At 39.5% G+C, this 21,845-nt stretch carries 17 protein-coding genes; 13 read left to right on the forward strand and 4 right to left on the reverse strand.

Annotation, left to right across the window (positions count from 1 at the left end; genetic code table 11):
- Positions 1-215: 215 nt before the first annotated feature.
- Entirely contained in the window at positions 216-2,345 is a 2,130-nt protein-coding gene (locus ACM0OY_RS04040) for a tetratricopeptide repeat protein (RefSeq protein WP_414567604.1), read from the reverse strand.
- Positions 2,346-2,535: 190 nt separating this feature from the next.
- On the opposite strand from ACM0OY_RS04040, the gene ACM0OY_RS04045 reads away from it, so the two are divergent.
- The 3 genes from ACM0OY_RS04045 to ACM0OY_RS04055 all read left to right on the forward strand — a co-directional run bounded on the left by ACM0OY_RS04045 (position 2,536) and on the right by ACM0OY_RS04055 (position 6,292).
- Positions 2,536-3,243 carry a rhomboid family intramembrane serine protease gene (locus tag ACM0OY_RS04045; RefSeq protein WP_414567605.1) on the forward strand — a complete coding sequence of 236 codons (708 nt, stop codon included), beginning with the start codon at positions 2,536-2,538 and terminating at the stop codon, positions 3,241-3,243.
- 371 nt (positions 3,244-3,614) lie between these two features.
- A complete protein-coding gene (locus ACM0OY_RS04050) occupies positions 3,615-4,166 on the forward strand; it encodes a response regulator (protein ID WP_414567606.1) in 552 nt (183 codons plus the stop codon).
- An 815-nt stretch (positions 4,167-4,981) separates the two neighbouring features.
- On the forward strand, positions 4,982-6,292 hold the full coding sequence (locus tag ACM0OY_RS04055; RefSeq protein WP_414567607.1) for a YcjF family protein: 1,311 nt from the start codon (positions 4,982-4,984) through the stop codon (positions 6,290-6,292).
- Here ACM0OY_RS04055 and ACM0OY_RS04060 read toward each other — a convergent pair whose 3' ends face one another.
- Together ACM0OY_RS04060 and ACM0OY_RS04065 are read right to left on the reverse strand one after the other, a co-directional pair.
- A complete protein-coding gene (locus ACM0OY_RS04060; protein ID WP_414567731.1) occupies positions 6,293-7,747 on the reverse strand; it encodes a sensor histidine kinase in 1,455 nt (484 codons plus the stop codon).
- Between the two features lie 428 nt (positions 7,748-8,175).
- The gene (locus tag ACM0OY_RS04065) at positions 8,176-8,715 is read right to left on the reverse strand and encodes a PEP-CTERM sorting domain-containing protein (protein WP_414567608.1); all 540 of its coding nucleotides are present in this window, start codon (positions 8,713-8,715) and stop codon (positions 8,176-8,178) included.
- 338 nt (positions 8,716-9,053) lie between these two features.
- Here ACM0OY_RS04065 and ACM0OY_RS04070 point away from each other — a divergent pair, with 338 nt between their 5' ends.
- Positions 9,054-10,634, forward strand: coding sequence for an alkaline phosphatase D family protein (locus tag ACM0OY_RS04070; protein WP_414567609.1), 1,581 nt, complete (start codon positions 9,054-9,056; stop codon positions 10,632-10,634).
- Positions 10,635-10,839: 205 nt separating this feature from the next.
- On the opposite strand, the gene ACM0OY_RS04075 is transcribed toward ACM0OY_RS04070, so the two are convergent.
- A complete protein-coding gene (locus ACM0OY_RS04075; RefSeq protein WP_414567610.1) occupies positions 10,840-11,553 on the reverse strand; it encodes a calcium-binding protein in 714 nt (237 codons plus the stop codon).
- 276 nt (positions 11,554-11,829) lie between these two features.
- Here ACM0OY_RS04075 and ACM0OY_RS04080 point away from each other — a divergent pair, with 276 nt between their 5' ends.
- From ACM0OY_RS04080 to ACM0OY_RS04120, 9 genes are all read left to right on the forward strand, one after another.
- The gene (locus ACM0OY_RS04080; protein WP_414567611.1) at positions 11,830-13,041 is read left to right on the forward strand and encodes a sensor histidine kinase; all 1,212 of its coding nucleotides are present in this window, start codon (positions 11,830-11,832) and stop codon (positions 13,039-13,041) included.
- Positions 13,042-13,131: 90 nt separating this feature from the next.
- Positions 13,132-13,779: a response regulator gene (locus ACM0OY_RS04085; RefSeq protein WP_414567612.1), complete on the forward strand. Its 648-nt coding sequence runs from the start codon at positions 13,132-13,134 to the stop codon at positions 13,777-13,779.
- Positions 13,780-13,904: 125 nt separating this feature from the next.
- A complete protein-coding gene (locus ACM0OY_RS04090) occupies positions 13,905-15,161 on the forward strand; it encodes an AAA family ATPase (protein ID WP_414567613.1) in 1,257 nt (418 codons plus the stop codon).
- An 8-nt stretch (positions 15,162-15,169) separates the two neighbouring features.
- Positions 15,170-15,493 (forward strand): hypothetical protein, encoded by a 324-nt coding sequence (locus ACM0OY_RS04095; protein WP_414567614.1) that lies wholly within the window; start codon positions 15,170-15,172, stop codon positions 15,491-15,493.
- A gap of 51 nt (positions 15,494-15,544) precedes the next feature.
- The gene (locus ACM0OY_RS04100; protein WP_414567615.1) at positions 15,545-15,694 is read left to right on the forward strand and encodes a hypothetical protein; all 150 of its coding nucleotides are present in this window, start codon (positions 15,545-15,547) and stop codon (positions 15,692-15,694) included.
- Positions 15,695-15,824: 130 nt separating this feature from the next.
- Positions 15,825-16,997: an AAA family ATPase gene (locus ACM0OY_RS04105; protein WP_414567616.1), complete on the forward strand. Its 1,173-nt coding sequence runs from the start codon at positions 15,825-15,827 to the stop codon at positions 16,995-16,997.
- Positions 16,991-17,635: a DUF4276 family protein gene (locus tag ACM0OY_RS04110; protein WP_414567617.1), complete on the forward strand. Its 645-nt coding sequence runs from the start codon at positions 16,991-16,993 to the stop codon at positions 17,633-17,635. Before ACM0OY_RS04105 ends, ACM0OY_RS04110 begins: the two co-directional genes overlap by 7 nt.
- Positions 17,636-17,721: 86 nt before the next feature.
- The gene (gene mutS, locus ACM0OY_RS04115; protein ID WP_414567618.1) at positions 17,722-20,346 is read left to right on the forward strand and encodes a DNA mismatch repair protein MutS; all 2,625 of its coding nucleotides are present in this window, start codon (positions 17,722-17,724) and stop codon (positions 20,344-20,346) included.
- Positions 20,347-20,643: 297 nt separating this feature from the next.
- A complete protein-coding gene (locus ACM0OY_RS04120; RefSeq protein ID WP_414567619.1) occupies positions 20,644-21,798 on the forward strand; it encodes an HlyD family efflux transporter periplasmic adaptor subunit in 1,155 nt (384 codons plus the stop codon).
- Positions 21,799-21,845: the final 47 nt, after the last annotated feature.

Genomic DNA, 21,845 nt, shown 5'->3' on the forward strand with positions numbered 1-21,845 from the left:
TTTCTTTCCCCCTTTCCCCTTCTCCTTTTCCCCTTAACCGACAAGTATTGGTTAGAGTTATTTAATCAAAAAAATCGGCGGGAATTACAGCAAATTGCAAAGGAGTGAGGTAAAGATAATCGTAGGGGCACAACATGTTGTGCCCCTACCCGTGTGCTTCATTTACCTGAAACACCCTGTCTTTATATATGCCAACCTCGCTGGGTTATTCCTAACTAAGGTCTTGTCTGTGGTGGATTGGTGGAATTAGGAGTAGGGAGAATTGGTACAATTACAGGCTTTGATTTTTGGCTTTGCAGTTGAATTTGGGCTTGGTCGCGGGCGTTTATTGCTTGGTGGTAATCAGGCTTATATTTTATTGCTCGGTTGTAAGAAGCGATCGCATCTTGATAGCGTTGCAAATTTAATAGAGCATTGCCTTTACTATACGAGCTTTCGTAATGGTCTGGTTTATAACGAAGTGCTCTATCATAAGATGCGATCGCGTCCTCGTATTTTTGCAAAATATATTGTGAATTCCCCAAATTGTACCAAAGTTGATAATCGTTTTTCTTAAAATTCGCTGCTTTATTATAAGATTCTATGGCAGCTTCATAGCGTTGGGTTTGATGCATTGACCAGCCCATATTATACCATGCTTGATAGTTGCCGGGATTATATTTTATTACTTGATTAAAAGATTCAATTGCTTCAGGGTAACGTTGTAAATTCATGAGGATATTACCTCTAGACAACCAAGCTTGATAAAAATTCGGCTTGTATTTTACTGCTTTATCATAAGCTGTAAACGCATCTCGATAGCGCTGTAAATTGACTAGAGCATTACCCCAATTGTACCAAGCTGACACATAATCTGGTTTGAATTCAACTGCCTTTTCATAAGCTGCGATCGCGTCACTATATCGTTTTATATTTTGTAAAGCTAATCCTTTTTTGTACCAAGCTTCAAAATCATCTGGTTTAAATTCCAGCGCTTTTTCATAAGATTCAATTGCTTGATCGTATTGCCCTAAATTACTTAAAGCTTCTCCTTTTGCATTCCAGACTTGGGAATTTTCATTATTTAATTCTAAGGCTTTGTTAAAAGAAGCGATCGCTTCTTGATATCGCTGTAAATTTCCCAAGACAAAACCTCGTCCAATCCAAGCTTCTAAATAATCTGGCTTGATTTGGATTGCTTTGTCATATGCTGCTAGAGCATCTTTATATTTTTTCAATTGCGAAAGGGTTTTGCCTTGACCATTCCATCCTTGAGCATAATCTGGTCTAATATTAACTGCTTTTTCATATACTGCTAATGCTTCTTGGTAACGTTGCAAATCAAAAAGTGTATTTCCTTGTTTAGATAATTCTATGGCATTATTTGAATTAACATGATTCAAAATTAATATTGATGCTACTCCAGTCACACCGAAAAAAAATATTCCTAATAGCAACTTACCTAATAAACCTTTTTTCCGTTGAGGATTTTTTATCTTATTTGGTGGTGTAATAGGAGTCAACGCTATTGTTTCAGCCGGGGGTTTTGTTAACTCTTGCAACGCTTTTAATGTCACCGTTGCCGAAGGGTAGCGTTGTCGAAAATCATAGCGCACCATTCTATCTAAAAATTGAGCAAATTCTGGTGTTACTGTGGTTTTATCCTGCCAAATAATTTCATTAGTATCGGGATCTTTGACTATTTCTTCAGGAGATAATCCAGTCAGAGCTTGAATAGCAATTATCCCTGTAGCATAGATATCACTGCTTAATTTGGGCGTACCATGAGCTTGTTCGCCAGGAATATATCCAGGTGTACCGATAGCAACAGTACATTGAGTTGAAGCTTGAGGAGTAATAATTTGAGTAGCAATTTGTTTAACTGCACCAAAATCAATTAAGATTAACTTGCCATCAGCAGCACGTCTGAGAATGTTTCGGGGATTGACATCACGGTGAATTACATTCTGTTGATGGACAAATTCTAAGATTGTCAAAATTTCTTCTAGAAATGAAATCACTTGGTCTTGACTCCAGGTTTTCCCTGATATTAATTCTTCACTCAGATCATGACCTTCGATCAATTCTTGTACGAGATAAAACTCGGTGTTTTCTTCAAAATAAGCTAAAAGTTGGGGAATGCGATCGTGAGTGCCTAATTTGTACAGAACTTGGGCTTCTGTATCAAATAAACGTCTCGCCGTTTCCAAAGTTACTGGGTCATTCGCTTGGGGCTTGAGTTTCTTGACCACACATTGAGGCGAACCAGGTAATTGAGTATCATAAGCAACAAAAGTTTCGCCAAAACCCCCACCTCCCAAGTTACTAATAATTTGGTATCTTCCAACAAGTGTGTTTCCCAACATCTCGTTTGCCTAGTATAAGTGCGATGCGATCTGATTTTGATTCTGCCACAGGTTAAGGGAAAGTGTGGAGAGATGCGGTTCGGCTCCGCTCACCGACCGGGAGATGAGGGAGATGAGGGAGACGCGGGGAATGACTAATGACCAATGACTAATGACAAATAACAAATGACTAATAACCATTGCAAAATCTATGATTCCTATTAGTGATAATCTTCGTTCTTGGAATAAGCCGATAATTAATTACTGGTTAATTGGCATTAATATTGCCGTATTTTTATGGGAGCTTAAACTAGATTTTACCGATGAATTAGGCTATTTTGTCAATAGTTGGGGGTTGATTCCTGCTCAGATTAGTGGGGCGATCGCAAATGCTATTTTTGTGAACTTTGCCGCTTGGGTAGTTGTAGTTTGGCGTATATTTTCGCTAATTTTTGGCATATTTTTGCATGGAAGTTTTAGTCAAATATTGGGAAATATGCTATTTTTATGGGTTTTTGGTAAGACTGTAGAAAATATTCTTGGACATAGACGCTATTTAGGATTTTACTTAGCGGCTGGCATTGTGGCAGGGGTGGCACAAATTTTAGCTCAACCAGATTTGAGGGTACCATTGATTGGTGCAAATGGGGCGATCGCAGCTGTTTTAGGAGCCTATATCACCAAGTTTCCCAAAACCAAAATTTACTCAGTTTTGCCGCTAATAATTTTGTATATCCCCATTGAACTCCCAGCGTATATATATATTTTTTGGTGGTTTGTTCAACAGCTATTTTATGGTATAGGTAGTTTAAATATTCCCCCCGTTGGTGTGAATCAATCTAGTGTTATTTACTGGGGTCAGGTTGTAGGATTGCTTTTTGGTGCGGGTTTCATGCGATTTAGGACGTTTGTCAGGTGACTCAATTTTAGATTTAGGATTTGAGATTTTAGATTGGCGAATTGAATAATTTATTTATTGGAGTTCTGTTATTCAATCCAAAATCCCAAATTTAAAATCTAAAGTTTCAGTATCTAGAGCTTGCTCATTCCACAAATTAAATATGATTCCTATATGTCTTTTGGCTGAAATTCCTCAGATACCTCGCTTCCCAAAAATCATATAATCACCAAACAGAATCATTGCTGTAGTAAAACTTTACAATTTTAAATTTTAAGTTGTTTCTGTGCCTTTTGATAGATTGTATTTTCTACCTGAAAAATCGATACTCATCACACTAGCGGATGCCTACTTTTCAAGTCGGTATTGTTTAGTTATGAACGGTATGGAAGATGCTAAATCTTAATATAATTCACGCAGAAAAAGTTCAAGCCGAAAGTCCTCCAGAAGAATCGAATCCAACTTTCAGTGCCAGATTACCGCTTTTAGTCGCAAATGAACAGTTTGGGTATGAGGAAGATGAGTCTTCAGTTTCTGAGTCTGATACTCCATTTTCCAAAGACACTCAAGTTTTGGTGGTGGACGATGAACCAGATATCCGTGATTTAGTAACCTTTATTCTGCAAGATTACGGTGTAGATGTAACGGCTGTCGCATCAGCACAAGAAGCATTACAAGCACTGTCTGAGTCGATACCGGATGTTTTGATCAGTGATATTGGAATGCCAAAGACAGATGGTTATATGCTGATGCGTGAAGTGAGAAAGCGATCGCCTCAACAAGGTGGACACGTACCAGCGATCGCTCTCACGGCTTATGCTGGGGAAATTAATCAGCAGCAAGCACTAGCGGCAGGATTTCAAATGCATATCGCCAAACCAATAGATCCAGATCAATTAGTAAAGGCGATCATTGGTTTGATGGCCCAAACCGATAGTAAATAGCCTTCTAAAAGACTGTCAATAGCTGTTAACTTTAAGTTATTTTTTATCTCAGTGCTATATATTTGATAGGAAAATTAACCTATGTAGGATTTACTTAAGTAAATCTACGTGAAATTTCTCCTCCAGAGAAATCCTCTACTTATTTTAAGTGTTTTTACAGAAGATATTATTTAGCAAAACCATAATTATTAAATAGTTAGATAAATAAGTTATTAATTTATTAATTATCTAACATTTTTTTAAATACCTTTTGATAAATTGAAAAACCAATGAATAATTGTCCTTGCTGTTCTCATCAGCTTCTGCGGCATATCCGGCGTCAGGAAATTTACTTTTTTTGTCGGACATGCTGGCTAGAAATGCCAGTTTTAAAACAAACACCTTATCCCAAAACTCAAGTCAATTTTATCGATAAAAATAAAGTTCTATATTAATAATATCTAGAACTTCTATTTGATTTTTGTAAAAGCTTCGTACCTAGATATTTAAATAACCAGGAGTTAGCCAACAATTGGATATAGTACTTGAATTTTGATGAAAGAATTTGAGTGCTTAAATTATTCGTCTTTCCAGGCTTTGGTGATTAGCTTAAGCGTAGTCTACCCTAGCATCGCGTATTTTTTTGCACAGTTATTAAAGCAGAGGCTTCGTTTATTCCTCATTCAGCCTTGGCATTTTTGCTACGAGAACGCATTCAAACAACAAAACAAGCTTTGAACCTTCCGCTTCTTCAATAAATTAACCCAAGCTGAACCAAGTTTAACGGTAGGATAAGTATAGACAGGATTTAAATTCTATCTACCGTTTTCATGGGAATGACTGAGCAACACGATCCTGACTCTCAACAATTAAGTGAACTCACCGATAGTGTAACCAACAAATCGGTGGATAATTCCTGGCAAAATCGCATTGCTGGTGTCTGGAACAAAGCAACAACAAGTTTGACGCAACTCTTACCCGTAGAACAACTGGCACACACTGTTGTTGAATGGTTTAGTGTCAGTGAGGGTCAGGTTGCAGAGATTTTAGAGAAAGTTCGAGCCGAACTGCCAACTACCCAAGCCCTGTTAGTTGGTAAACCCCAAGCCGGTAAAAGCTCAATTGTAAGGGGACTGACGGGAGTTTCTGCCGAAATTGTTGGTCAAGGATTTCGTCCCCACACCCAACACACCCAGCGGTATGCCTATCCTTCTAATGACCTGCCGTTACTGATTTTTACTGATACGGTAGGGTTAGGTGATGTAAATCAGGATACTCAAGCAATTATTCAAGAGTTACTTGGCGATTTGCAACAGAAGACTAGTTCCGCCAGAATCTTAGTTTTGACGGTCAAAATCAATGATTTTGCAACTGATACCCTACGGCAAATTGCTCAACAACTGCGCAAGCAGTATCCAGATATTCCTTGCTTGTTAGCGGTTACGTGCTTACACGAAGTTTATCCCCCCAATACTGTCGATCATCCTGCTTATCCACCAGACTTTGAGGAAGTCAACCGTGCGTTCACTGGGATACGAGAAGCTTTTGCCGGACTAAGCGATCGCTGTGTACTCATTGACTTTACTTTAGAAGAAGATGGCTACAACCCAGTATTTTACGGTTTGGAAGCCCTGAGAGATTCTCTTGCAGAACTACTCCCACAAGCAGAAGCCCAGGCGATTTATCAGCTATTGAATCGGGAAGAAGTCGGTAAGCAAATTGGCAACCTTTACCGTGATACAGCACGCCGTTACATTTTGCCTTTTGCGATTATGTCTGCAACCCTAGCTGCTGTGCCATTACCGTTTGCCACAATGCCGGTGCTAACCGCACTACAAGTTTCGATGGTGGGTCTTTTAGGAAAATTATATGGGCAAACACTAACGCCATCCCAAGCCGGGGGCGTTGTGAGTGCCATCGCCGGTGGTTTCCTGGCACAAGCCATCGGACGGGAATTAGTCAAATTTATACCAGTTTTTGGCAGTGCGATCGCTGCATCTTGGGCAACCGCCTACACCTGGGCATTAGGAGAAGCAGCCTGCGTTTACTTTGGTGATTTAATGGGAGGTAAAAAACCAGATCCCCAGAGAATTCAGTCAGTAATGCAAGAAGCTTTTCAGGCAGCACAAGAACGTTTTAAAGGTTAATTAACTAAGTTGAACTGGAATTTTAATAATAAACTCAGTTCCTTGACCAAAAATAGAGATGCATTGTAGTTGACCACGATGTTTTTCTACAATAATTTGATGACTAATAGATAACCCTAATCCAGTTCCTTTACCAACGGGTTTAGTAGTGAAAAATGGATCAAATAATCGCTTTTGTAAACTTTCTGGAATTCCGGAACCATTATCGGCAATGCGAATAATTACTTCTCTGTCGTCAATGAGTTCAGTACGAATACAAATTTGGGGCATTGGGGATAGGGTATGAGGCATTGGGCACTGAGCATGGGGAGGGGTGGGAAGCTTTTTTCTAATCTCTCCACACTCCCCACTTTCCTGAGTTCCCACTCCCCATTCCCCACTGCATATTTCCTCTTCTATAGCATCAATAGCATTTGCCAAAATATTCATAAATACCTGATTGAGTAGCCCAGGGTAACACTCAATTAGAGGAAGATTTGCGTATTCTTTAATCAGGTTGATGTTTTTACCGATTTGATGATTTTTGAGACGACTTTGTAAAATTAACAAAGTACTTTCAATACCTTCATGGATATCAACTAATTTTTTCTCAGATTCATCAAGGCGGGAAAAATTTCGCAATGAAAGAATGATTTCCTCGATTCTACTTGTACCCACCTTCATAGAATTGAGAAGATTCGGGAGATCTGTAGTTAAAAAATCGAGTTCAATTTGAGCGATCGCAGTTTTAATTTCCGCTTCTGGTTCAGGATAACATTGTTGGTACAATCTAATTAAACTCAGTAAATTCTGACTATACTCGATGGCGTGGACAAGATTACCAGCAATAAAGTTTACGGGGTTGTTAATTTCGTGAGCAATTCCAGCCACAAGTTGCCCCAAGGCAGCCATTTTTTCATTCTGAATTAATCTGGTATAATTTTCTTGCAGATCGCGAAAGCCTGCTTTAGCAACTCTCGATTGTTCTTCTACCTGCTGTAATTGAACTAGTGTTAAGACATGAATTTGAGAGTAGGCTAAAAGTAATTGATGGAAATCAATCAACGTATATTTTCCAGATATACTTTTAACTAAAATCGGCTCATAGGCAATTTCATGTGGTCGTTGCAAACTTACCTCAGTAGCTTTGACAATTGGCATATCCTCAGAAAGTACTAATATGTCTCTCTCAAAAAACTTGTAGAGAATTTTAATTGGTCTGAGAGAAAATAGTGACAAACTATAGGGATAGCTCATATGCTCAAAGAATTTCCGCCGTGAAATCATCCCCACATGTTCTTGATGATTATTAATAATAATTCCTGGTAGCAAAGGCTCTTGCTTAAAAAGCGTAGCTAAATCATTGCCTGGACACTCTACTTCGATGTAAACCTGCCAAAAGGGTAATTCTTGTAAAGTTGACTCTAATCGCAAGTTCGGCTGATTAGCATTTTTTATGCCACTTGTAGCCATCATACTCTCAATGCTCCACTGTTGAGGTAATATTTCTGGTAACATGCTGAACAACCATCTCGCTAATTTTAAACTTCATCAATTGTTACAAACTTATTTTTCCCAAATTGCTACCCAAAATTCACAAGTTAGATGCCGAAAAATCAGGTATGCCAAAGTAGGGATTACTGGTTTAAATGTATTATTTGTAACAATTTCTCAGCGTTGTATTTGCATGACAAGCAAAAAAACTTGAGCGTAAACGTAGCCCAACCCAGGCATCGCCCTTTACCTGTAACATCAAGTAAAGAAGCAGAGCATAACCAATCTATTAAAATTTTATTCATGGAGAGGAAAAATAAAAATGAAGCATGAATTACTCATACTTCATTTATCTCTTGTTTAAACTCAGTTAATAAACAACTATATTTTTTAGCTTCCCTAAAATCAGGTTAAATTTTAACCTTTTTCATGGAGGTTGCTTTTGTTTTTAATATCCAAGCAAGACCAGAAACCCACAGAATAGCACCTAAGGTTGTAGGCTCAGGTACTTTTTTATAAGAAACTTGACCAGAAAAAAGTTCAGTATTTGGAGAACTGCTAGAAAGAGCGGTAAAACTCTCCCCAACGATTTCATAAGTGATGAAGTTATCAGGATTGAGTTTATCGTTGAATGTATATTCTAATCCTACAGAATCTGTCTGTCCTATTGAATATACAATGGGAAAATCTGGATAGTTTAAATCGTCTTGTTCGGTGTAAATTGTCGATTCACCGTCAAATTGAAAAGAGAGTGACTTAGCGATCGCCTCTGGAATGCTATCATTACTAAAAGTTGAGTCATCAAAACTAAAAAAGCCTTGTCCTTTATTTATAGGACTATCAACGGTGAAAGCGTAATTAAGAATTGCCGCAGATGCAGACTTGATATCTATGGTAGCTAAACCTAGAGCAAGACTAGCAGCAAGCACTATTTGTGGAACCGATTTCATCTTTTTTCCCTCACGATAAACTTGTACAAGCAATCCAGACTATAAAATTTATAAATAAACTAACTCTGACTACCTAATTTTCTTGTGATTTGCAAAAGTTATTTCAGCAATTACAACAGTGATAATTTGGAATTAAATTATTATTTTGCAGTTATCAGTTTAAATAAAGTTTAATTTTAGGTAAAAATAATATTTAAATTGAACAAACATTAAATGTTATTACAAAAAATAAATATGTTTTTTATTAACCATTCGATAACTCAATCTTTACTTATTGCCAAAGAAAGATATGGTAGACACTTATCGTATAATACTTTTTAGGCTTGATGTTATTTAATATGGTAAACCGTCGCCAGTTTTTGCTACGTTCAGCTGTCACAGCAGGTGGAATTATTACCACAAATGTTGTATCAAAATCACAAGTTTTTGGGCAAGCACCCGCAATTATCACCTCTGACAAAATGCGTCCTGATATACCTTATGGTGTAGCTAGCGGAGATATATCCAACGATAGCATTGTGATTTGGAGTAAGAGCGATCGCTCTGCCAAAATGATCGTAGAATATTCTACCAGCGAATCTTTTAAAAATGTGCAGCGAGTTGTGGGGCCAAATGCTTTAAAAGATAGTGACTTCACAGCACGACTTTTTTTGAGGAATTTACCACCAGACCAACAAATATTTTATCGGGTGATTTTTCAAGATTTAAATTATAAAAATACCTATAGCGCAGCTGTTAAAGGCAGTTTTCGGACTCCCTCCAAATATGCGCGAGATATATTCTTTGTTTGGGGTGGTGACACCGCTGGTCAAGGATGGGGAATTAATCCTGATTTTGGTGGCATGAAAATTTATGAAACCATGCGCCAACTTAAGCCAGATTTTTTCATTCATTCTGGTGATAATATTTATGCTGATGGGCCGATTCAAGCAGAAGTTATCCTAGATGACGGCACAACTTGGAAAAATATTACTACACCAGAAAAATCCAAAGTTGCAGAAACATTGACAGAATATCGTGGCAATTACATCTACAATTTACTTGACGATAATATTAAACGTTTCAACGCTGAAGTTCCCATATTGGCACAGTGGGACGACCACGAAGTCACAAATAACTGGTATCCTGGAGAAGTTCTTTTAAGCGATAGTCGCTATACAGTTAAAGATGTTAACTTACTAGCCCAAAGGGGAAGGCAAGCGTTTTTAGAATATCTACCTATTGGGTATGAAACAAACAATCCAGATAAAACAAGAATTTATCGCTCCTTCAATTATGGCCCATTATTAGACATTTTCATGCTCGATGAACGCACTTACCGCGGGCCAAATACTCCTAATAATCAATCGCTACCAAGTAAAGAAACGGAATTTTTAAGCAGAACACAAATACAGTGGTTAAAAAGACAATTACTATCATCGAAAGCCACATGGAAAGTGATTGCTAGTGATATGCCTCTAGGACTGATAGTTAGAGACGGTAGCACAGATTTTGAAGCTTGGGCTAACGGAAACGGTCCAGCTTTAGGAAGAGAATTAGAACTTGCAGATTTACTACGATTTATCAAAAACAAAAATATCCAGAATGTTGTTTGGTTAACTGCTGATGTACATTATGCAGCAGCCCACTATTATGACCCTGCAAAAGCACAATTTACTGACTTTAAACCTTTTTGGGAATTCGTCGCCGGCCCTTTGAACTCTGGTACATTTGGCCCTAACGAATTGGAAAATACTTTTGGTCCACAATTGGTATTTCAAAGCCTTCCTCCAGGTACAAAAGCAAATCGACCTCCAAGTGAAGGTTTGCAATTCTTTGGAGGAGTTAAAATTAACGCAAATACAAAAGTGATGACAGTCACACTGCGTAACTTAGCAGGGGAAACAGTTTACAAAGTAGATTTGCCACCAGAAAAATAAATCTTCAGAAGAATTCAGGAGTGGAGCCAGATACGCTCTTTAATTCTGAGTTTTTCTTAATACATTATCAAAATTTGAGTGAAATATAGCCAGTTAGATAGAGTAATCAGCCAGTTTTTTACTCTATCTAATTGGCTTTACCATTTTTTGGTTTAGACGATGAATAAAGCTCTAGGTAGTTCGCCTAAATTAGAGATTGTTAATGTTAAGTAAGGGTGATAAAAGAAAAGTCAGCACTCGAAAACTTAGCTTGGTTAGACAAGCTTGTAAGATTAGTCAGATTAGCCAGAACGCTGATTGCTCCGCCGTCATCTAAATCATTAGAATACACTACTCTTGAAATGCCAAGTGTAGAGTTGTAATAAACAAATATTCCTTCATCCGATGTAATCGCATTATTATTAGCAATCGCTTTAGCAGCAGCGGCAGCATTTGGAAATGCATCGAGCAATACTAATACATTCGCATTACCAGATAGTTTAGAGCTAACCCCTTCCTTGTATTTGACCTGAACACCAAAATCAAGCCCAAGCTGCCCAGTTTCAAAGACGAAATTGTCAAAACCGATTTGGTAGTCGCTAATTTTATCTGGCTGATTCAACACACTAATACCGTTGGGACTTTTCACTGTATAACCATTAGCAAACGGGGAATCGTAGTAGCCGAAAGTATCTCTACCAAATCCGCCTGTGAGTACATCAACACCTCGACCACCATCTAAGAAATCGCTGCCGGCTCCACCTCTTAAAACGTCATTGCCGTTACCACCGTAAAGGTTATCGTTTCCATTTCTACCTTCAAGAGTATCATTACCTCCAAATCCATAGAGAAAGTCATTTCCTCCCTTGCCATCAATAAAGTCGTTGTAGTTTGTACCAAACGCGATATTGTTGCCGTCATTTCCAATAATCTTTGCCATACTTATCCTTGATAATTGCAAATTCATGTTGTGTGAACTGCATTTATCGTAGAGGTTTCACAAAAGATAAACATCTGAAAAACGTCTCGAATACCAGCACAACTAATTAGATAAATTCTTTTTGACCTTTGCTTTTTTCTAAGTAAATATCTCTATATCTTTAGTCGTGGGTTAAAACATTTGCCACAACGAAAGTTATAAACCTATGAATTGCTGTGGTGTTAAAGATACAGTTAAGAGTATTAATAAAAGAAAGCTTTGCATCCAGCTACTCCTATGAGTCTGTTACTTCCCATCCGCCCTAATCCTTTTCGCTTTTTGCTTTATACCGAATGGGTGATGCTCACTTGTTGCGGTTCACTCGCTGTAATTGAAGGTCTGGAAAATCGAAGTATACCAGTTCAACATGTGCTAATCTTGGTCTTGCTTGGTTTAATGGGTTTGAGATTACCAAGCGGTCATTTCTGGGTCAAAGTGTTCTATACTGCGATCGCCATGATTTTGATTTTTAGCGGCACAGTATTGGGATATCTCCATATATTACCCACGCTGTATTTAATTGTGCTGATTCGCAGCTGCTTTTTGTTTGCATCACGCGGGCGCTTAGTTGTGGCAGGTTTGTGCTTTATTCTATTTTTGGTGCATCAAGGACAATATCTGCAAACCGTTGTCCAGGTGGTGCCACCGGAACAACAACAGCGATTTTGGATGCATCAATTAGCTGAGATGCTGATGTTTGCATTAGGATTATTCTTGGTTTTGCAATTGGTAAATATATTGCTAGTGGAGCAAAAGACGCGCAAACAACTCACTGTTGCCCACGAGCAACTGCAACAGTATGCTTTGCAAATAGAAGACCTCGCAGCAGTGCAGGAACGTAACCGCATCGCCCGCGAGATTCACGATTCCTTAGGTCACGCGCTGACAGCTCTCAACGTGCAAATCCAAACGGCAATCAGACTTTGGTCTGTTAACCCTGTCTCAGCTGAGTCATTTTTGACCCAAGCTCAACGACTAGGAGAAATGGCCATGAAGGAGGTGCGCCAATCTGTTAGGGCATTGCGAGAAGATGTACGAGATGAGCGACCTTTAGAAGATGCGATCGCATCTTTGGTGGAAGATTTTCGTCAAGGCACTGGTTTGTCTCCCAGTACTAAAATCAACTTGGGAGTAATTGTACCATTGCCTGTGGTCAGAACCTTATACCGAATTGTTCAGGAAGCCTTGACTAATATTTGCAAATATGCACAAGCCACAGAAGTCAAAATTGAGATTGTTGCTACCGACAACAGGATAAACCTGCGAGTTGAGGATAACGGTAGGGGATTCGATCTCAACGAAAAAATTACTGGATTTGGAATCCAAGGAATGCAAGAACGAGTCGCTGCTTTAGAAGGTTACTTCCATCTAGAAACCCAGCCTGGTTGTGGTTGTAGGATAACAGTTGAACTGCCATTGCGATCGCCAGATAAATCAGTAAGTATTTAACGACACGTAGATATCTGAAAAATAATCAGAAATTCTACTCCTCGCGTTGGTAGATTAAATAGTTGTTACTTAAGTAAAGTTGCACTTGACATGATTCGTTTGTTACTAGTGGACGATCAAAGTCTAATCTGCCAAGGTCTGAAAGCCATGCTAACGCTGGAACCAGATTTGCAAGTGGTAGGAACTGCTGATAACGGTGAAACAGCCATTGAGCAGGTAGCTGCTTTACAACCGGATGTAGTATTGATGGATGTACGGATGCCTGTGATGGATGGTAGAGAAGCCACACGGATTATCTGTCAGCAGTATCCAGAAACCAAAGTTTTAGTCTTAAGTACATTTGATGATGATAGGTATGTCGCTCAGTCCATCCGTGCAGGAGCGAGGGGCTATTTGCTCAAGGATATGCCTTCCCAAGAGTTGGCACAGGCGATTCGGTTTGTGCATTCGGGATATACTCAACTAGGGCCAGGGCTAATGGAAAAGCTGATGGCTAATGTCCCAGAGCCAGAGCCTGTTAAATCCAAGCCAGAAAAGAAAGAATTAACTGAGTTAACCCCCCGCGAACGAGATGTGTTGCGCTTGATTGGCCGAGGCTTAACCAACCGTGAAATTGCTCAAGAACTTTATATTGCCGAAGGGACGGTGAAAACTCATGTGACTCACCTTTTAAGCCGCCTCAATTTGCGTAACCGATCGCAGATGGCGATTTATGCTAATTCTGTTTATACCTGTTAAATTTTTTTGGATAATTTATTGATAATTAAAAGCTCTTGTTAGTGGCGATCGCAGTAAGAGGATAAACTTGAGCGATCGCCATTGATAAGAGCTAAATTTAAGTAGGTAGAGTTTTGGAGTTGGTCATGCTTAAGCAACTCATCTTAGAAAACTGGAAAAGTTTCCGTTATGCAGAGCTTCCACTTGACCCTTTGACTGTTATCGTTGGCACAAATGCCAGTGGTAAATCTAATGTAGTTGAAGCTTTAGAATTCTTACAAAGAATAGCACGAGGTGAGAATATTGAAGCTGCTTTAGCTGGAGATAAAATACTTTCATCTATTCGTGGTGGTGTAGAATGGGCTGCACTTAAACCGGAAAAAGAATTTACATTAAAAATTTTGATTGCAGGCGAAAATGATAAGACAGATTATTTGTATGTTATTAAAGTACAGACACTACCTCAATTAAGAGTTATAGAAGAATATATTGAAATACAATTTTTCAATGAAGACAATGAAAATAAAATTAAAGAGAAATATACGATTGAAAATCTCAGTTTTGCTAATAAAAGTGGATTAACTAGTTCGGAGATTATCTCTTGGGGTGATATTCGTTTGAATAGCAATTCTTATATTAAGAATACAAAAGTAAATATAAACAATCGAGAAGATATTAAAAATTACTATTTATCTGTGACCAAAAATGCTAAAAACGCTATTGTTGTTAGTCTAGAAAATCTTTTCACTTTAAATCCCATACCTTATAGAATGCGTGATTATTCACGTCTTGATGAAAAACTAGAAAGCAACGGTTCAAATATTGCAGGTGTACTAGCGGCATTGGATAGTGGACAAAAAGCCGAAGTTGAATCGGCTCTATCAGCGTATATTAAACATTTCCCAGAAGGTGATATTAAAAAAGTATTTGCAGAACCAGTCGGAAGACTTAAAACTGATGCAATGCTCTACTGTGAAGAAGAATGGAAACCTGGAGAAACAACATTAATAGATGCTAAAACCATGTCTGATGGAACTCTCCGTTTTATAGCAATACTCACAGCATTACTTACGCGACCAGAAGGTAGCCAAATAGTAATTGAAGAAATAGATAATGGTCTTCATCCCTCGCGTGCAGAATTACTTGTGAGAATACTAAGAGAAATTGGTAGCAAAAGAAAAATTGATATTCTACTTACTACCCATAACCCAGCTTTGCTTGATGCTTTAGGCCCGGAGATAGTTCCTTTTGTGGTTGTTGCACACCGCGATAAAGAAACTGGAGAAAGCAAACTTACTCTTTTAGAAGATATTGATAATTTTTCTAAGCTGTTCGCATCATATTCTTTAGGCGATATGACAACTAAGGGTGCAATTGAAAGAAGCCTTTCTCGTAATGAATAGTTACTAATATGAGAAAGGTGCTACTCATTGATACCTCGCTTTTATGTGTTTGGTTACAAGTTCCAGGTAGAGAAACTGCTGGTAATAATGATTGGGATTATCAGCGTGTAAATCAAAAAATTGAGGCAGAAATTGCCACAGGAACAACCCTGGTACTTCCTTTAGCTGCTGTTATAGAAACAGGTAATCACATTGCACAGGCTAAAACAGCAAATTCAGAAAGTAAACGTATAGCAGCTCAAAAATTTGCCGAAATCATAACTTATGCAGCTGATGAAACCACACCTTGGGCTAAGTTCCGCGAGCAAATTGTTCTTTGGGAAGAAGAATAATTAAAAGAGTTAGCGGCTAAATTCCCCAATCAAGCTGTAGAAAAGACTTCTATGGGTGATGCTAGTATTGTCATCTTGGGTTGGCACTATCACCAAAAGGGTTTCCATGTAGAGTTTCTGACTGATGATGACAAGCTAAAATCACAGGAACCACCGCCACCACAAGCACCTACGCGTCGAAGCAGTCGCAAAAAAGAGTAAAAAAACCTTGAGCGATCGCCCCTTACTCCTAACATCACGTTATCATCGGATATTATAGAATTTGTCTGCATAGTTACTACTAACTATGACATTAATAAAATATAAATGATTACCTAAATAGGTAAATATAATGGACGGTAAAATATTTATCCATTCTATTCGATTAGAAAACTTTCTTTCCTATGGAAATGAAGGTGAAGAAATTGAACTGCAACCACTTAATGTTTTAATTGGTGCTAACACTTCAGGTAAATCTAATTTAATTGAAGCAATGGGTATTTTACGGGCGACAGCAAAAGATTTACCCGCTCCATTTCGGCAAGGGGGAGGGATTAGCGCGTTTCTGTGGAAGGGTGGACAAGAAAATCCAATAGCCAAAATAGAAGCTAATTTAAATTATCCTCAAATATCCCACCCCTTACGCTATGAGTTGAGTTTCACAGCTACGAGACAAAGGCTAGATTTGATAGATGAAGTAATAGAAAATAAATTCCCAACTTCTCTTGAAAATAGCGTAATCCCTTACTATCGCTATAACAGCGGCTACCCAGATTTGCGTAGAGGAAAATTATATATTAATCCAATTAATGTGAAGTTAGACCAATCTATTTTATCTCAGAAAACAGACCCGGATTTATATCCAGAACTCTCTTATCTCAGCACTGAGTTTTCAAGAATTTGTTTATATCGTCACTGGCAAATAGGGCGATATTCAGAACCAAAAAATGCTCAAAAAACTGACTTACCCGAACATCCTTTACTAGAAGATGGAAGTAATTTAGGTTTGTTTTTAAAAGATTTGGAATACAAAATTGGTAGTCGAAAAATTATAGAAAACCTGAATAAATTTTATGAAACAGCAGAGGAATTGGATGTAAGAATATATGGCGGTACAGTACAGATATTTATTCGTGAAGAGGGTCTTATTCAACCAATTCCCGCAAATCGTTTATCTGATGGTACACTCCGTTATTTATTTTTAATGGCTTTACTACTCGATCCAACTCCACCGCCACTTATATGTATTGAAGAACCAGAGATTGGTTTACATCCAGATATTCTACCTACTATTGCAGAAATGTTAATCCAAGCATCAGGGCGAACTCAAATCATAGTCACTACCCATTCTGATGCTTTAGTTTCTGCTTTGAGTGAATATCCTGAATCAGTACTGGTATGCGAACGCGATGAAAAAGGCTCTCACCTCCGCCGCCTTGAACCTGATAAACTGAAAAACTGGCTAGAAAATTATACTCTTGGCGACCTCTGGCGAATGGGTGAAATTGGGGGAAATCGATGGTAAAAGAGGTGAGAATTTATATAGAAGGTGGTGGAGATGGAAAGAATACGAAAGCTTTAATTAGGCAAGGATTTAGCCAATTTTTCAAACCAGTTGTGGAAATAGCTAAAAGTCAAAAAATTAAATGGGATATTACTATATGCGGTTCTCGTAATAATGCATTACGTGATTTTAGGAATGCTTTAAAATCTCATCCAGAAGCCTTTAATGTGTTGCTTGTTGATGCAGAAGCATCTGTTACCACACAGTCTCCTTGGGAACATCTCAAGTCTAGGGATAATTGGGATACACCACCAAGTATTGATGATAGCCATTGCCATTTAATGGTACAAGCAATGGAAGCTTGGTTTATGAGTGATATGGCAACTCTCAAAACATTTTACGGACAGGGATTTAAAGAAAATGCTATTTCCAAGAATGCTAATGTGGAGAGTATCGACAAAGATAGTTTAGAACCAAGCTTAAAAGCCGCCACTCGTAGCACTACAAAGGGGGAGTACCACAAAATCAAACATGCCTCGAAGCTTTTAGAATTGTTGGACGTGGACAAAGTACGTCAAGCTTCGCCATACTGCGATCGCCTCTTTACCACACTAACAGCAAAAATGGCTGTATCAACCAACAACCCCAGCCAAGAGTAAAAAAATCTTGAGCGATCGCCCTTTGCCTCTAACATCACGTTATCATCGGATATTGTGGAATTTCCGTGCGTAACTCGATAGCATCTATGACCGCCTCTCACCCTGAAACTCCATCTACCAAGCCTGATGCAAGTACTTTTATTTCTGACCATCAACAGGTGGATCGCAGTAAGCTAAGTCAAATGTACCTGCATTATGTCGAGACGAAGGATAAATATCCTCACGCGGTATTGCTGTATCGGGTAGGAGATTTCTTTGAATGCTATTTCCAAGATGCTGTAAAACTAGCGCAAGAATTAGAATTAGTCCTCACCAGTAAACAAGCTGGAGACCAGGGACGGGTAGCCATGTCCGGTGTTCCGCACCACGCTTGGGAACGCTACGCCACGATGCTAGTGGAAAAAGGCTATGCGGTGGTAATTTGCGACCAGGTAGAAGATGCAGCCGAAGCTACCGGAAGATTGGTGCGGCGGGAGGTAACGCGCATCCTAACTCCTGGCACTTTGCTAGAAGAAGGAATGCTCAAATCAAGTCGCAATAATTACTTAGCAGCAGTAGTAATTGCCGCAAATCATTGGGGCTTAGCTTATGCAGACATCTCCACAGGGGAATTCGTCACCACTCAAGGCAGTGATTTAGAACATCTGACACAAGAATTAATGCGCTTGCAACCTTCCGAGGTGTTGGTTCCCACAAATGCGCCTGATTTGGGTAGTTTGCTGCGTCCGGGAGAAACTTCGCCGCATTTACCGGAGTGTTTGCCACCATCATTTTGTTATAGTTTGCGATCGCAAGTTCCTTTTTCTCAAGGCGAAGCTAGACCTAGATTATTGCAGAAATTTAAACTGCGATCGCTCGAAGGACTCGGTTGCGATCATCTTCCCCTGGCTGTGCGTGCGGCTGGTGGTCTTCTCGAATATCTAGAAGATACTCAAAAAGAAAACACAGTTTCCCTCCAAAGACTGCGTACTTACACAGTTACTGACTATTTAATTGTAGATAATCAAACTCGCCGTAACCTGGAAATTACTCAAACTGTCCGCGATGGCACATATCACGGTTCCCTACTCTGGGCATTAGATCGAACGAGTACAGCGATGGGTGGGCGTGCCTTGCGGCGGTGGTTATTGCAACCATTAATCGATATTAAAGGCATTCGGGCGCGACAAGATACCATCGAAGAATTGATGGAAAATACACCGCTACGTCAGGATTTGCGACAGCTATTACGACAAATTTATGACTTGGAAAGGCTGACGGGAAGGGCGGGTTCTGGTACTGCTAATGCTAGAGATTTAGCAGCATTGGCAGATTCTCTTTCGCGCTTACCGGAATTGTCCCATTTAGTTACGGATGCGCGATCGCCATTTTTGAAAGCTTTACAAAAAGTACCGTCAATTTTAGAAGAATTGGCACAAAAATTACATACCCATCTTGTAGAGTCGCCACCAATACATATAAAAGAAGGCGGATTGATTCGTCCTGGCGTGAATTCCCTGCTAGATAACCGGAAAGCGACTGTAGAAGCAGACCAGCAATGGATTGCTAATTTGGAAGTTGACGAAAGAGCGAAGACGGGAATTCCCACATTAAAGGTAGGATTTAACAAAACCTTTGGTTACTATATCAGTATTTCCCGCGCCAAAGCCGACCAAGTACCCACTAATTACATTCGCAAGCAAACCTTGACCAATGAGGAACGCTACATCACCCCAGATTTGAAGGAACGGGAAGCCCGAATTCTCACAGCGCGGGATGATTTAAATCAATTGGAATACGAGATTTTTACGGCGTTGCGGGAAGAAGTCGCAGAACAAGCCGAAGTAATTCGCAATCTTTCCCGTGCAGTGGCGGCCGCAGATGTGTTGTGCGGCTTAGCTGAATTGGCGGTGCAGCAAGGTTACTGTCGTCCAGAAATGTTGTCAGGAAGAGAAATCAACATTGTTGATGGTCGTCATCCAGTGGTAGAACAGTCTTTACCTGCGGGGTTCTTCGTGCCGAATTCAACGCAATTGGGTCAAGAGTCATTAATCATTAGTCATTTGTCATTAGCAGAAGACCAAAATGACCAAGGACAAATGACCAAGGACAATCCCGATTTGATTATCCTCACCGGGCCAAACGCCAGCGGCAAAAGTTGTTATTTACGTCAGGTGGGATTAATTCAGTTAATTGCACAAATTGGTAGTTTTGTACCAGCTAGATTTGCCAGATTGGGAATATGCGATCGCATTTTCACCCGCGTCGGTGCAGTGGACGATTTGGCAACGGGTCAATCTACATTTATGGTGGAAATGAATGAAACGGCAAATATTCTCAATCATGCCACATCTAGGTCGCTGGTATTGTTAGATGAAATTGGTCGGGGAACGGCAACATTTGATGGTCTTTCTATTGCTTGGGCGGTGGCAGAATATATCGCAATGGAAATTCGGGCGCGAACGATTTTTGCAACTCATTACCATGAGCTAAATGAACTAGCTAGTATTTTGCCGAATGTGGCTAACTATCAAGTGACAGTGAAAGAATTACCCGACCAAATTATCTTTTTGCACCAAGTTCAACCAGGAGGCGCAGATAAATCTTACGGAATTGAAGCGGGAAGATTGGCGGGTTTACCAGCAGTAGTGATTCAACGAGCAAAACAAGTGATGGGGCAAATTGAGAAACATAGTAAGATTGCGATGGGTTTGCAAAATTTGGATGGATAAATGTTGATTGACTAGTAAGGATTATTCTTGGAGATACTTGGTCTATCAGACGCGATAAATCGCGTCTCTACATGAGGGCTTTCTCGCTAATCCCAAGTGTATTAGGATAAAACTGAATCAGACTTGTGTGTACACCGTAGCCCCGCAAGCTCTTAGGGGATTAAGGGGTGGGGTTGTTCGGGTTTAATAAGTAATCAAGCGGACATAATATTACTGATAGGCTTTCATGCTTGCCTTTATCTTCTGTAAACAGAATGGGCAAAATAAGTACCTCGGTAAGTTAAATCTATACTTAACATGAAAGCGATCGCTTTACTTTTATCTATTGGTGTTGCTGGTATTTCTACTATTTTTGCCCTGAATTCACATAGATATTTCAGCACCAACCAAAACAACCTCCAGGAAATCTCAAGTAATCAACAGACTATAAGTCATGTAACAGCTTTGGGGCGTTTGGAACCCGAAGGAGATATCATTCATCTGTCTGCTCCGGCATCTAACCAGCGTTTGGCAGAACTGCGTGTCAAAGAAGGCGATCGCATTCAAGTCGGCCAAATCATCGCGATTATGGACAACTTGAACCAGCATCAAGCAGCTGTGGAAAATGCTAGAGCGAAAGTGATTGTGGCGCGATCGCGTTTAGCTCAAGTCCAGGCTGGTGAAGAGTTTGGCCAAATTGAAGCCCAACGCAAGAAAGTTGCAGAAATGGAAGCTCAGTTAGTTGAAGGCGTAAAGGTTCAAACAACGATTATTGCCCGTCAGCAAGTGGAACTACGTAAAGCCGAAAATGATTATCGACGGTATAAGGTTCTCTCGCAAGAAGGCGCTGTTTCCGCAGCCGACACGGAAACCAGACGTTTGCAAGTAGAGATTGAGAAAAAAAAGTTGCAGGAAGCAAAAGCAAACCTGAGCGAACAAGTTAGTACACGCTCAGAACGTGTTAAAGAGTCCCAAGCAACTCTCGAAAGTGTCAAGCATGTGAAGCCAACGGATATTCTTGTAGCCAAAGCAGAGTTGAATGAGTCGTTGTCTCAATTGCGAAAAGCAAAAGTTGACATGGAATCTACCTATGTGCAAGCACCAGTAGCAGGGCAAATCTTAAGTGTCAACGCGAAAGCTGGTGAAGTTGTTGGTAGTGGTGGCATTGTTGACATTGGCCAAACACAACAAATGTATGTGATGGCTGAAGTTTATGAAAGCGATATTCAATATATTAAGGTAAATCAGCCAGCAATCATTGTCAGTGAATATGGAGGCTTCACTGGTGAAGTTAAAGGAATTGTCGATCGCATTGGATTGCAAATTGACAAACCAGGAATCGTGAATGATGACCCCTCTGCTAAAGCAGATGTCAGAATTGTGAAAGTGAAAATTCGTCTCCATCCAAATGACAGCGAGCGAGTGAGAACATTAAATAAGCTACAGGTAAGAGCATCGATTCAAATTCGTTAATGAAAATTCTGAATTCAGGAGTCAAAATAGCTAATAATCAGTAGAAC

The organism is Nostoc sp. CCY 9925 (assembly GCF_963920935.1).
Taxonomy (GTDB): domain Bacteria; phylum Cyanobacteriota; class Cyanobacteriia; order Cyanobacteriales; family Nostocaceae; genus Nostoc.

Bases quoted from the DNA above. Each gene is read 5' to 3' on its own strand.
- ACM0OY_RS04040 (WP_414567604.1), bottom strand. From the start codon at position 2,345: ATGTTGGGAAACACACTTGTTGGAAGATACCAAATTATTAGTAACTTG.
- ACM0OY_RS04045 (WP_414567605.1), top strand. From the start codon at position 2,536: ATGATTCCTATTAGTGATAATCTTCGTTCTTGGAATAAGCCGATAATT.
- ACM0OY_RS04050 (WP_414567606.1), top strand. From the start codon at position 3,615: ATGCTAAATCTTAATATAATTCACGCAGAAAAAGTTCAAGCCGAAAGT.
- ACM0OY_RS04055 (WP_414567607.1), top strand. From the start codon at position 4,982: ATGACTGAGCAACACGATCCTGACTCTCAACAATTAAGTGAACTCACC.
- ACM0OY_RS04060 (WP_414567731.1), bottom strand. From the start codon at position 7,747: ATGATGGCTACAAGTGGCATAAAAAATGCTAATCAGCCGAACTTGCGA.
- ACM0OY_RS04065 (WP_414567608.1), bottom strand. From the start codon at position 8,715: ATGAAATCGGTTCCACAAATAGTGCTTGCTGCTAGTCTTGCTCTAGGT.
- ACM0OY_RS04070 (WP_414567609.1), top strand. From the start codon at position 9,054: ATGGTAAACCGTCGCCAGTTTTTGCTACGTTCAGCTGTCACAGCAGGT.
- ACM0OY_RS04075 (WP_414567610.1), bottom strand. From the start codon at position 11,553: ATGGCAAAGATTATTGGAAATGACGGCAACAATATCGCGTTTGGTACA.
- ACM0OY_RS04080 (WP_414567611.1), top strand. From the start codon at position 11,830: ATGAGTCTGTTACTTCCCATCCGCCCTAATCCTTTTCGCTTTTTGCTT.
- ACM0OY_RS04085 (WP_414567612.1), top strand. From the start codon at position 13,132: ATGATTCGTTTGTTACTAGTGGACGATCAAAGTCTAATCTGCCAAGGT.
- ACM0OY_RS04090 (WP_414567613.1), top strand. From the start codon at position 13,905: ATGCTTAAGCAACTCATCTTAGAAAACTGGAAAAGTTTCCGTTATGCA.
- ACM0OY_RS04095 (WP_414567614.1), top strand. From the start codon at position 15,170: ATGAGAAAGGTGCTACTCATTGATACCTCGCTTTTATGTGTTTGGTTA.
- ACM0OY_RS04100 (WP_414567615.1), top strand. From the start codon at position 15,545: ATGGGTGATGCTAGTATTGTCATCTTGGGTTGGCACTATCACCAAAAG.
- ACM0OY_RS04105 (WP_414567616.1), top strand. From the start codon at position 15,825: ATGGACGGTAAAATATTTATCCATTCTATTCGATTAGAAAACTTTCTT.
- ACM0OY_RS04110 (WP_414567617.1), top strand. From the start codon at position 16,991: ATGGTAAAAGAGGTGAGAATTTATATAGAAGGTGGTGGAGATGGAAAG.
- mutS (WP_414567618.1), top strand. From the start codon at position 17,722: ATGACCGCCTCTCACCCTGAAACTCCATCTACCAAGCCTGATGCAAGT.
- ACM0OY_RS04120 (WP_414567619.1), top strand. From the start codon at position 20,644: ATGAAAGCGATCGCTTTACTTTTATCTATTGGTGTTGCTGGTATTTCT.